General features: G+C 19.8%; 7 protein-coding genes. 5 read left to right on the top strand and 2 right to left on the bottom strand.

Features of this window, described 5'->3' with window-relative positions; translation table 11 throughout:
* Positions 1–272 precede the first annotated feature (272 nt).
* A complete protein-coding gene (gene fliD, locus ACZ5EC_RS06600; protein ID WP_464301689.1) occupies positions 273–2,207 on the top strand; it encodes a flagellar filament capping protein FliD in 1,935 nt (644 codons plus the stop codon).
* A gap of 58 nt (positions 2,208–2,265) precedes the next feature.
* Here fliD and ACZ5EC_RS06595 read toward each other — a convergent pair whose 3' ends face one another.
* Positions 2,266–4,413 (bottom strand): ATP-binding cassette domain-containing protein, encoded by a 2,148-nt coding sequence (locus tag ACZ5EC_RS06595; RefSeq protein ID WP_464301688.1) that lies wholly within the window; start codon positions 4,411–4,413, stop codon positions 2,266–2,268.
* A gap of 376 nt (positions 4,414–4,789) precedes the next feature.
* On the opposite strand from ACZ5EC_RS06595, the gene ACZ5EC_RS06590 reads away from it, so the two are divergent.
* Together ACZ5EC_RS06590 and ACZ5EC_RS06585 are read left to right on the top strand one after the other, a co-directional pair.
* Positions 4,790–6,580, top strand: a complete 1,791-nt coding sequence (locus tag ACZ5EC_RS06590) for a S41 family peptidase (RefSeq protein ID WP_464301687.1) — start codon at positions 4,790–4,792, stop codon at positions 6,578–6,580.
* Between the two features lie 208 nt (positions 6,581–6,788).
* Positions 6,789–8,483: a S41 family peptidase gene (locus tag ACZ5EC_RS06585; RefSeq protein WP_464301686.1), complete on the top strand. Its 1,695-nt coding sequence runs from the start codon at positions 6,789–6,791 to the stop codon at positions 8,481–8,483.
* A 139-nt stretch (positions 8,484–8,622) separates the two neighbouring features.
* On the opposite strand, the gene ACZ5EC_RS06580 is transcribed toward ACZ5EC_RS06585, so the two are convergent.
* Positions 8,623–9,861 (bottom strand): IS110 family RNA-guided transposase, encoded by a 1,239-nt coding sequence (locus ACZ5EC_RS06580; protein ID WP_464301685.1) that lies wholly within the window; start codon positions 9,859–9,861, stop codon positions 8,623–8,625.
* A gap of 283 nt (positions 9,862–10,144) precedes the next feature.
* Between ACZ5EC_RS06580 and ACZ5EC_RS06575 the strand changes: the two genes are divergently transcribed.
* On the top strand, positions 10,145–11,767 hold the full coding sequence (locus ACZ5EC_RS06575; RefSeq protein ID WP_464301684.1) for a hypothetical protein: 1,623 nt from the start codon (positions 10,145–10,147) through the stop codon (positions 11,765–11,767).
* Positions 11,768–11,862: 95 nt separating this feature from the next.
* A complete protein-coding gene (locus ACZ5EC_RS06570; RefSeq protein WP_464301683.1) occupies positions 11,863–12,345 on the top strand; it encodes a hypothetical protein in 483 nt (160 codons plus the stop codon).
* The last annotated feature ends 30 nt before the right edge of the window (positions 12,346–12,375 follow it).

Below are 12,375 nucleotides of genomic sequence, written 5' to 3'. Positions count from 1 at the left end.
TGAATTTTTTGTAAATTGTTCTATAATTAATATTTGTAAAGTAAAATAATGTTTGTAGAATAAAACTAAGGTAATAAAAAAGTAATCTAATTTAAAATTTAGTATAAAAATATGTTCAATAAACTTAACTATTTTATTTAAGTTTATTGTATTTTTAATTAATATTTGTTATTTGATGTATTTTGATATAAGCATAAAATCCTTAAAATTTAATGTATTTAAAAATGATATATTTTGGTTAATTAAAATGTTAAATGCTTCAAGGAGGAAGTATGGGAAAAATTACAATTAATAATTTATCAAATTCTGGAATAGATGTTGAATCATTAATAAATAAATTGGTTGCAATAAAACAACAACCAATTGATAATCTTAAAAATACAAATGATACCCTTAATAAAAAAATAGATAAAATTGATGAATTCACTGATCTTTTAAAAAAATTGCAGGATGCATCAAAATCTCTATATGATTACCGTTCCCCTTTTAATGAAATGAAAGCAACTTCTTCTGATGAAAATATTTTAACTGCAAAAGCATCAAGAAATGCTGATATTTCAGATAGAAAAATTAAAGTTATTCAACTTGCCAAAAGTGAAAAATTTTTAAGTGATATTCTTGATTCAAAAACTAAAATTGGGAAAATTGCTTTTAGTATAACATCTGGTAAAAAAACTAAAAAAATTATTTTCAATGGAGGAACAATTGTTGATTTTGTAAATGCAATTAAAAAACAGGCTGGTGATATTGTTAATGCAAATTTAATTTATAAAGATAAAAATTCTTTATATGTAGCTTTTGAAAGTACAAATGAAGGTATTGAAAATAAGTTGCAATTTTCAAAAGAAATAATGCCTATTCTTGAAAAATTGGGTTTATTTACTAAATCAACCAAAAAAATGACAGATTTTTTCTTAAAAGATTTCAATTTAAATCCTTCTGATGGGAATATTGTTAACAACAACAATATGATTTTTAAGTCAGAATCATCTTTAGCTATTGATTTGGATAACAAACTTAAAGATGCAGATAATATTAAAATATCCTTTAATGTTGCTAAAGAGGCTAAGACTCAAAAAATACCAGAAAGTTTAAATTTAGATGAAAATGCAATTGCACCTGATGAAATTAATTTTAACAATATTGATTTAACAGCAGATACAATACAAAAAAATCAAATTGTAGAACAACAAAATATAAAACATGGGCCTTTAAAAATTGTTGTTAAAGGAACAACAGGCTCAAAAGAGATTTTGCTAAATGGTGATGAAAGTAATTTTACAATTGATAAAAGTAAATTAGGTATTGGAGACATAAAAGAAATTTCAATCAAAAATGATACTTCTGATACATTTACTATTTCAAATTTCAAAGTTACAAAAGAGATAAAATCAAAAGGTTGGTCACCTAAAAATTTGGTTCAAAAAGCAAGAGATGCAATTATAGAGGTAGATGGGGTTAGGCTTGAAAAAAGTACAAACAAAATTGATGATGTTATAAAAGGTGTTACTCTGGAATTAAAAAAAGAGTCAGATAAAGAGATCTCTTTAAAAATTGATCATGATTATGATTATATAAAAGATCAAATTATACAATGGGTTGGACATTATAATAATGTTATTAGCTATATTATGAAAGAGACAGATACTACAAAAGGTGCAGATGGAAAACCCAAGGGGACCTTTGTGGGTGATATTGCTTTTATGATGTTACATAATAGTTTGCAAAAGGATGTAACAAATTATTATTCTAATAATACTGATTTTTCAATGCTTGCGCAAATAGGAATTTCTACAGGAAAACCAGGTTCAACACCTTCTGAAAAGGGAGGGTACCTTGAAATAGATGAAGATTTACTTGATAAAGCTTTAAGGGAAAATCCTGATAAAATTAAAAAATTATTTGGTTTTGATTCTGATAATGACAAAATTCCAGATAATGGTGTTGGCGTTAAACTATATACTTTGATAAATGGGATGACCAATATTGCAGATGGTACTTTTAAACAGAGAAAATTATATTTTCAGCAACAAATAGATAATAACAAAAAAAATATAGAAACTTTACAGAGAAGGCTGGAAGATTACAGAGATCAATTGATATATAAATTTTCAATGATGGAACAGATGGTTTCTTCTTTAAAAGCTCAGGGAAACTATTTACAAAATTATTTTGGTCAAAGTCAGAGTAGTCAGAATAAACAATAAACAATAAAGTAATCAATAAACAATAGCAAAAATAAAATAATAGATTATATATCTTTATTTATATATCTTTATTTTGTTTAAATTCTGAAACTAGATCTTTATAAAGACCATTTTCAGACATTAATTCTTTATGAGTTCCAGTTTGTGCTATTTTCCCATTGTCAATAACAATAATTTTATTGGTGATTGCATTTATTACATTTAATCTGTGAGAAATTATTATTCCTGTTTTGTTTTTTAAAAATTCTGTAAGTATATCAAGTAATTTTTTTTCATTAATTGCATCAAGGGATGAAAATGGTTCATCAATTATAAAGAAATCAAAATCTTTTTTTAACATAAATCTTGCTATTGCAATCTTTTGTTTTTCTCCACCAGAAATAAAATGTCCAGATTCTCCAAAATCTCTTCCTTCCAATTTTTGAAGTTCCAATTTATTTATAATATTATCAACATCTTCTTTAATTACAAATAATTTATTAAAATGAAAGTTTGATATAATTTCAACTAATAACTTTTGTTCAATTTTTAGTAATTTATTAATGTTTATAAAATATTTGTAGATAATAGGGTAATTATTATTTGTATGACAGTAATTAAATAGAAAATTAAGAGATTGTTCTTTAAAAAACAAACCAAAATAACTAAATGTATCATGGTAATTTTCATCCATTTTTATTTTTTTTGAAAGTTTGGATAAATATTTTAAACTTTTTTTGTATAGATTTGTTTTATAATCAATAGTTTTATTAATAATATCTTTATTTTTATTATAATAATTTACTAAGTTTTTATAATATTTGTAATAATTTTTTTTAATTTTAACTAAATTTTTATTAACTTCATTATAGATATTTTTATAAATTTGTTCTTTTTCTTTTTTTAATATTAATTTTTTCCCAAGAGTAATATTGGATATAAGGTCTTTATTTAAAATTTCAATTTCCTGAGGCATAAAATTAATTCTATTTAAATAATATCCATAAGCAATATTACTTATGCTGGTATTGTTTATATTTATAATACCATTTTGAATCTTCATTTCTCTTAATATAAGTTTTAAAAGAAGTGATTTTCCTTCTCCTGATAAACCAACTATTCCTATCTTTTCATTTTTATTTAAACTAAAAGTAAGGTTATCAAGTAAAACTTTATTATCCTTTTTTAATATTACATTTTTAAATGATAATTTGAAATCCTGCCTGATATTTGTAATGATTTCTGTTGAAAATATCTCTTCAAATGGTAATAATAGTTGATTAAAGTAATTATAAAATCCAGAAAAGAATGAGGTTAAGCTTGCTATACTATTAGCAATACTAAAATAAGAATTTTGAGGTTTTTTTAAATATTCAAGATAAAGGTTTATAGCTATAAAAGTTCCAAAGTTAATATTGCCTTTAATAAAATAAAATACCAAAAAATATATAGTAGCAATTTGAAAAAGTATTGTTTTTAAATGTTTAAATATTGATAAATATATAATTTGAGCATTTTTATAATTATGAAAATGCTTAATACTTTGAAAAAAGTTTTTTGTAAAACCATTTTTAAAATAGAAAAAAGTTGAAAAAATACCAGTAGAAGTAAAAGTATTTATAAAATTCCCAATTTCTTTTGCTGATAATGATATTGTTTCCATCTCTTTTCTGTTTTCTTTTGAATAAATAGATGTCATTAAACTAACAAAAAAGAGATCTAAAAGGGAATTTAATAATGCTAATAAAGCTATAATTTTAATCCATTTGAAAAGTATAACATAGATTGCAATTGCAATTATTGTATCAAAAATAAAAGTAAACATATTTGAAAATAAAGTAGAATACATGTCAGCATGAGGAGTACCCATAAAATATTTTTGAATAAAATACCCTGAACCTTTTTCTTTTACTTTTTGAAGTCTAAAATATTTGAAAAATTCTAAGAACTTTAATCTAATATATTTATATATTTTTGTTGAAAGTATTTTATCATAAATAGAATCAAAAATTTCAAAAATATAGCTTATGCCAAACAATAAAAGAAGATAGGTAAAATAGAGAAAATCTATTTTTTTAAATTGAATTGATCTGTTAATAAATTCTTTTTGTAATAATGGTAAAAGCAAATTGATAGAGTATATTATTAGATATATGAATAAACCAGAAAATATTAAAAGTTTTAATTCTTGTGAAAGATTTTTTAAAAATATTTTAAACTGTTTCATAAAAAAATCCTATAAATTATTTTTTATATATTGAAGTTAAAAATAATTTTGTCAAAGAAAATAGGGTAAAATTAGTTGCTGAAGTTAATTATTATATTGCAAATAATGTTTATAAAACAACAAATAAAAACTGTCCTAACACCCATATTAGTTAACCAAAAAATAAAACACTTGACATTTAAAAATTAATTATATAAAAATAGTTGAGAATTAATTGTTAAGAAATTAACTTTTAAACAGCTTGAAAAATGAGGGAAAATGGTTAAGATAATAAGACGTAAATTTTTTCCTAACTATACTTATTCTTGTGATGAAATAATAATTTGTATTAGTGAATGTTTTACTAATAGTGGATGTTCATTATAAGGAAATATTGATGAAAATATTGAAAAAAATATTTATAGTTTTCATATCTATAATACTTATTTATGTTGTTTTTATCTCTTTTATATATTTGCACAATCTTTATATTATTAGAAAATATAATATAGTATCTTACAATGATATTTATAAAAAAATAAAGAACGATGATTATTATAAATATTTTTTGAATAATAGTAATATTTCAAAAAATGATGCTCTTTATGATATTAGATTTTTAAAAAAAACAATATTAAAAATATATCCTGACCCTTATTTTTTCATTTCAAAAGAACAATTTAACAATATTTTTAAACAAGCTGAAAAAGAGATAAAAAAAACAGAAAATATTGATAGAATTTCATTTTTTAAAATAGTAAATAAAACAATCTGTTCTTTAAAGGATAGCCATACTTCACAATTTTTGATGGAAGATATATTTTTTGACTATCTATACAATTATAAAAAATTGTTTCCAGCAAGAATATTTATTGAGAATGATAACAATGTTTATTTATTAGATTTTGTGGATAATGAACAAAAAGAAATATTAATTGAAAAAATTGCATCAAAGGAAAATATTAAAAAAAGTAAAGTAAATTTAAAAAATTATAAAATAAAAATTGTTTCAATAAATGGAATAAAAATTAATGATATTTTAGATTATCTTTCAGATTATGAAAATTTATATAAAAAGCAGATGAGAATAAAAAGGTTAAACTATTATTTATTTAATTATTTTGAATTTATATATAAACTATATTATCTTTTTGGAGATATAGATATTTACAATACTAAAATATATATAGAAGATCTGGATTTATTTATTAATCTAAAAATAAAATCAAAAAATTTAAACCATAGTAATGAATTAAAAAAAATGTTATCAAATAATTATATAAATTTTAATTCTTTTTTATATTTAAAAGGTTTTAAAAAAAGTTATATAGATAATAATAAATTATCAATGTCCATAAATTATGATAAAAAAATAGCTTATTTGAAAATAAATTATTTTGATTTTTTGAGTTCTGATTTTTTATTAAATTATAAAATATTAAAAGGATATATTTTAAATAGATTTAACAAAGATTATTTTGAAAAATATAGTTATTTAAATAAAGAACCATTTATAACCTATAGAATTATGAAACATTTTAATATTTTTTTTAAAATTATGAAAGAAAAAGAAATAAAATATCTTATTATTGATATCAAAAATAATCCAGGTGGGGACAGAATTAGTTCAGATTTATTAATTTACATTATATTTAATATATATAATAAAAATATTAACAGTTATTTTAATAAATATTTAAATAAAATTAATATAAATAATAATAGATTAATTGAACTTCAATTAAATAGTAATAAATATAAAAATTTTTTAATTAATTATTTATCATATATATTTTGTTTACATAATTTAAATAATATTGAAAAATGGATTTTTAAAAATGTATTAAAAAATATTAATTATAAAGATTTAAAAATATTTTTAATTCAAAATTCAAATGTAGATTCTTGTGCAAAATATTTCAGTTATCTATTTAAAAAATATAATATTGGAAAAATTATAGGGGAAGAGACAGGAGATATTATCAGGGGAACAGCAAATCCTAACATTTTTATTCTTCCAAAAACAAAATTAATTTATTTTTTGCCTTTTTATATATATCAAGATGAAAATATATTTTATGGAGTATTGCCAGACATTGAAGTTCATCAAACTATTGATGATTTACTAAAAGGTAGAGATACTATTTTAGAATATACATTAAATTTGATTGAAAAAGTGAATAAATGAAATGAAATGTTTTATTATTTAAAAAATAAACTTTTTATGAGCAAAGAGATTATGGATTTAACTGTTCAACATCTTTAAAAAAGGAAGGAGATGAGCATGTGTATTCAAAGATAAATTTTGTATTTTAAGATGAGGAGTTATAATTTTTTAATTCATTTTATCTATATAATAATATTTATTAAAAAATTTTTTTAAAGGAAAATTGGAAATGAGAAAGATTAAAACTGCTTTAAAAAAATATTTAAAAAAAATTATTGTCTTTTTATTTATTTTTTTACTTTTGTTAATCTTCATAGATTTATTGTTTAATGTAAAAATTTTCAAATATTATAAAAATTATTATAGTAAAAACATAAAAATTATAAATTATAATAATATAGAAAATGATTTAGAAAAAAGAAAAGTTCCAGAAAAAATTAGCAAATCTTTTTGTTTAAAAGATTTAAAAATTTTAAAAAATAATGTTATTAAAATAATTCCATATCCATTTGCTAATGTTGATAAAAAAGCATTTGAAAATGAATATAAAAATGCAAAAGAAAAGATTAAAAACTATAACCAAAATATGATACCAATTTTATATTTTTACGATATCTGTTCAGATTTTTTAAATAGTTTAAAAATTAGCCATGTAGGAATGTTTCCTATCTGGTATTATAATGAAATATTAGAAATTATTAATAATAAATATAAAACAGCAATATTTAAAATTTTTTATGATGTTAATACAAATAATATTTATTTAACAGGATATTATGATTTAGAATCAGAACAATTTAAAATAATAAAAAATAAATGGAGAATAGATAAAATAAATGGAATTTCTAAAGATTTATTATTTGATAAAATATATCATAATTCAAATATTTATAATAAGAAAAGTAGTATAAAAACAACATTTGAAGCAAATGATACAATGAATTATTATTTATTCCATAAAATTTATTTATTCCACAAAATATTTGGCAATCCTGAAAAATTTGTATTTGATATATTTGATGAAAATATAAATAAAAAAATAAAGTTAATTTTAAAAATAAAGAATCTTTATTATTATGTAAATAATTTAGATAAAATTAAAAAAGGTTCTAAAAATAATTTTTTAATAAATACAGGAAAATATTTTGAGATAAAAATATTTGATGATAATTTAAATAAGTTTTATGTTTCAGAAAAATTAAAAACTATATATATTAAATTTATAAGTTTTGGTGGTAATGGGTTTGAAAACTTAATATATAATTTATGGAACTTTAAAAATATAAAGCAAAAATATAACATTGAAAATCTTATAATTGATATAAGAAATAATATGGGAGGAGATTCATCCAAGGGAGAAAATTTAAATTATTATTTATTTAAAAATAGTTATTATTTAACATATCCTGAATTAGTAAAGATTAAAAAAAATATCTTATTATATTATCCATATGAAAATTTATATACTTTTTTTATAAATAAAAAAAATGGAATGAAAAATTTGAATTTATATGAATATTTTAGAATTAATAAATTTAAGATCATTTCTAAACCCATTATAAATTTAGAAAATATAAAATATTGTAAATTATTTAAAAATTATTATTTACTTCAAAATTTGGAAAGTTTTTCTGCTGCAATGGATTTTAGCTACCTATTTAAAAAATATAATCTTGGAAAAATAATAGGAGAAGAAACAGGTGATTTGAAAGCAATAAATGGAGATATAAGATTTTTCTATCTCCCAAATTCTAACCTTATTTATTATTTACCTATAAAATTTTTTTCACCTTTAAATTATGATAATAAAAAGCATGGAGTATTACCAGATATTGAAATTCATCAAACTATTGATGAATTGTTAAAAGGTAGTGATACTATTTTAGATTACACATTAAATTTGATTGAAAAAGTGAATAAATGAAATGGTTTATTATTTAAAAAATAAATAATAAAAAGAATGAAATAATACAAAGACATCCTATAATATGTCAACAAAAAAAATAAAAAAAATAGGATGTTGACAATCTAATATAATTAGTGTTCTTTGACATTTATATATATCAGGCACAATGAGGTTTAGCAACAAAAACCTTAACAGGATCATAAATAGAGGAATAAGTATACAAATGCCAGATAATTTTAGCAAGCTTAACCATAACTTTAAAAATAGCTTTTTTAGAATTACCTCCTTTGTTAATTTCATTAAGGTAAACCTGTTTTAATTCATTATTATGCATTAAAGCAGATACAGCACAACAATATAATTGTTTTTTAACAATAGAGATTCCTTTTGATTTTTGATATGTTCTATCTTTAGAACCACTTTGATCTTTACCAGGGTAAAGGCCAATGTATCCTAAAAATTTATTTACATTATTAAATTTATTTAAATCACCACAACAACCAATGATTGTTGCAACTGTTTTTTTACCAACACCAGGGATTGATAAAACAGCTTTTATAGGGTTAATACTATTTTTGTTATTATTATCAGAATAATTAAATTCTAAATTTTTTAATATAAGGTTAATATTTTTTTCTATATTTTTTATTTGTTCAAGAAGAAGTTCTAACACAGTAATTTGATTTCTTAGATTAAATTCATTAGCTTTAATGCCATTATTTGGAGTAATAGAAATTTTAGCAAATTCAATAATTTTTTTAGCTTTATGTTCAGAATTATTGTTACCTTTAATTGATCTAAAAATTTTAACAATATCGTTTTTGTTAGCTTTGGCTAAAGCAAAAGCAGAAGGATATTTTTTTAAAATGGTTCTTGATGTAACATTAAAAGGGTCTCTAAAAACAATATCATACTCATAAAAAGTTTTTTGTAAAATACTTGAAATTCTTCTTTTGAGATTGTATATTTGTTTCATAAGGAAATTGTATTCCTTTATGAGTTCTCTTAGGTTAGAGACATCATTTTCTGGAACCAGTGATTCTTTAATTAATCCAGTAGATAACTGGATAGCAAGATTTAAAGCATCTTGTTTATCAGTTTTGGTATGTTTATTAAAGGATTTAGAGAAATAGGAAGAGGAATAAGGATTAACAAGAGAAATTTTATATCCTTTTTCTCTAATACTAAAGAACACTGGTTTCCAGAAAACATTAGTTGCTTCTAAAGCAAATTCAAAATCATTTTTATTATTTGACAGTTTATTAATAATTTCAAAAAACTTTTTAAAATTCTTAGAATTATGAATTAATTTAAATTTTTTAACAATCTTTCTTTTTTCATTGATAATACAAACTTCAGAAGATTTTTTTGCTACATCAATACCTACAAAAAACATAATTCAACTCCTTTTAATTTTTTTAATATCTGGCATTTGCACAACCTCGAATACACAGTGAGACGAATAACTTCGAATCCTGTAACATCCTGAATATTTGCTAAACAGCCTGATATATAGATTTAAGATGGATAAAATCAAAATTCTTTATTAAGTCTTTAAAAAGACAAGGAGATTTTTATTTGTATTTTATCCATTAAACACATATCATATTTATTATCCCTAATATTATTAGGTTGTCAATAGTACTTTTATTTTTAATATATTATACGAGGTTATAAAAATGAAAAAAAAACAAAAACTTATTATATTATTATCATTTTTAGTAATTGCTTTATTTATAAGTGCTTCATTTTATTTATTATACTCACAATCCTTTTATAATTACTTTTACAAAAAATATAAAGAACATTTAGTAAAAAAATATAATTATCTGGGATTAGATAGATATAATATAAATTATAATGCTTACATTCCAAAAGAGAAATTAACAAAAAAAGAGGTGCTACAGGATTTAAAACAATTAAAAGAGGTTATTCTTAAATTTTATCCATATCCATATGATTATAGTAAATTTAAAAAAAAAGTTATAAAAAAATATAATGAAAGTGTTTCAATAATAAAAAACCATAAATCCAATATTTTTAAAAAAGAGGAATATATTAATATTTTTTATCCTTTTATGAATTGTATTAAAGATACTCATTCTTTTATTTTTATAAATATAAATAATTTTAATATTAAATTTCCATTGGTAAAATTTTTCTATGATTTTAATAATGATAATCTTTATTTATCATATTATTTTGATAATAATGAAAATAAACTAAAATATTTAGATACAAAATTAAAAGTAGTTGAAATAAATGGTATTAAGATAAAAGAGTTTTTAGATGGAATTTATGATTATTTTAATATACCAATATATAATTCTTCAATTGCTTTAGTAATTAATGAAAAAGATTTAAGTGATTTATTTATGTATTTTTCATTTTTATTCCCGGATTATGATTATTATTCAATAAAGGTATATGATGAAGAAAAAAATAAATTTTTATCTTTAAAATTAAAATGTTTTGATATACAAAAAATAATAAATTTAATTTCAAATAATATAAAAACTATAAATAAAAAGAATAATTTTTTATATAATAATTTAATTAGATTTAAACCTATTGAAATACTAAATGATGAATATATGAAAATCTTTTATTTGAGTAAAATAAATACACTATATTTTAAAATACTATCTTTTGGAGGAAATGATCCAAAATATATGTATCATTTAGCTAATTATATACTTGAATTAAAAAATATTAAAGAAAGATTTGGTGCAGGCAATATTATCATTGATATTAGAGATAATGGAGGAGGTAATTCTTCAATAGCTGAAAAGTTATTGGATAAGATATATAATTTAAATATTAATTTTATTTTTAATTATAATATATATATAACAAAATATACTAATTTATTTCAAAGGATAAAAAGATTTAATAATTTAATTACTTTTATTAATTTTTCACCAATAATTTTGATAGATAAAGGTTATAAATTAGATAAAATAAAAATAAAGTCTCTTTTTAAAAATGTTTATATATTACAAAATTATTTTGATTTTTCTTCAACAATATTTTTTCTAAATGTTATTAAAAACTACAATTTACCTTCTATTAAAATAGGGGAAAATACAGGTGATTTTAGTAGCACTGGTTATTATGGAAGTTTTTATTATTTAAAAAATTCAAATCTTTTATATTGTCTATCCTCTAAATATGTAAAATTTTTATCAAAAAAGTCTGTATTACCAGATATTGAAGTTCATCAAACTATTGATGATTTATTAAAAAATAAAGACACTATTTTAGAATATACATTAAATTTGATTGAAAAAGAAAGAGAATGAAAATATTTTATTTATGCATATCAAATATTAATAATTGACAAAATGTTTTACTCAATATAAATTACATTATCCAATTAAAATGGGATAGGAAATATATGTATAATATTTTTAAAAATAAGATATACAAATTAATATTTACAATAATTTTGTTAACAATTAGTATAGTCAGTCTTCATTACAGTTTAAAAAAACCAATATATAAAATTAAACAGGTAACCCAAGCAGTTTTAACTTATGATGTTTATTTAGATAATAATAATTTAAAATTCAGGTTTAGTGTAGAGAATAATTCAGATTTTCCTATATTTTTTTCATTCTTAAATTTACATTATACAATTTTTTATGGAGATAATAAACAGGTTTCTGGTAGATTTGTAAATTATAGATTAAACATGGATATTGGGTTAAAGGAAAAGAAAGACTATATTGTTAATATCGAATTAAAAAAAGATTATGGGATAGAAAGTTCACAGGTTGCTAAGGTTAATTATTGGGGAGAAATGGCTATTCAATTTCCAATGAAACTTTATAAATATAAAAGAACAAAATCTTTTGATGGAGTAAAGAAATTTAAATAAGTTTGAAATTAATAATAAAATTAATAAAAA

Source organism: Exilispira thermophila, assembly GCF_055389015.1.
Note: the sequence above shows the minus strand (reverse complement) of the source record. Positions and strands in the feature narration are given on the sequence as shown.

Excerpts from the sequence above, each read along its gene's own strand:
- ACZ5EC_RS06570 (WP_464301683.1), top strand. The coding sequence starts at position 11,863 with ATGTATAATATTTTTAAAAATAAGATATACAAATTAATATTTACAATA.
- ACZ5EC_RS06575 (WP_464301684.1), top strand. The coding sequence starts at position 10,145 with ATGAAAAAAAAACAAAAACTTATTATATTATTATCATTTTTAGTAATT.
- ACZ5EC_RS06595 (WP_464301688.1), bottom strand. The coding sequence starts at position 4,413 with ATGAAACAGTTTAAAATATTTTTAAAAAATCTTTCACAAGAATTAAAA.
- ACZ5EC_RS06585 (WP_464301686.1), top strand. The coding sequence starts at position 6,789 with ATGAGAAAGATTAAAACTGCTTTAAAAAAATATTTAAAAAAAATTATT.
- ACZ5EC_RS06580 (WP_464301685.1), bottom strand. The coding sequence starts at position 9,861 with ATGTTTTTTGTAGGTATTGATGTAGCAAAAAAATCTTCTGAAGTTTGT.
- fliD (WP_464301689.1), top strand. The coding sequence starts at position 273 with ATGGGAAAAATTACAATTAATAATTTATCAAATTCTGGAATAGATGTT.
- ACZ5EC_RS06590 (WP_464301687.1), top strand. The coding sequence starts at position 4,790 with ATGAAAATATTGAAAAAAATATTTATAGTTTTCATATCTATAATACTT.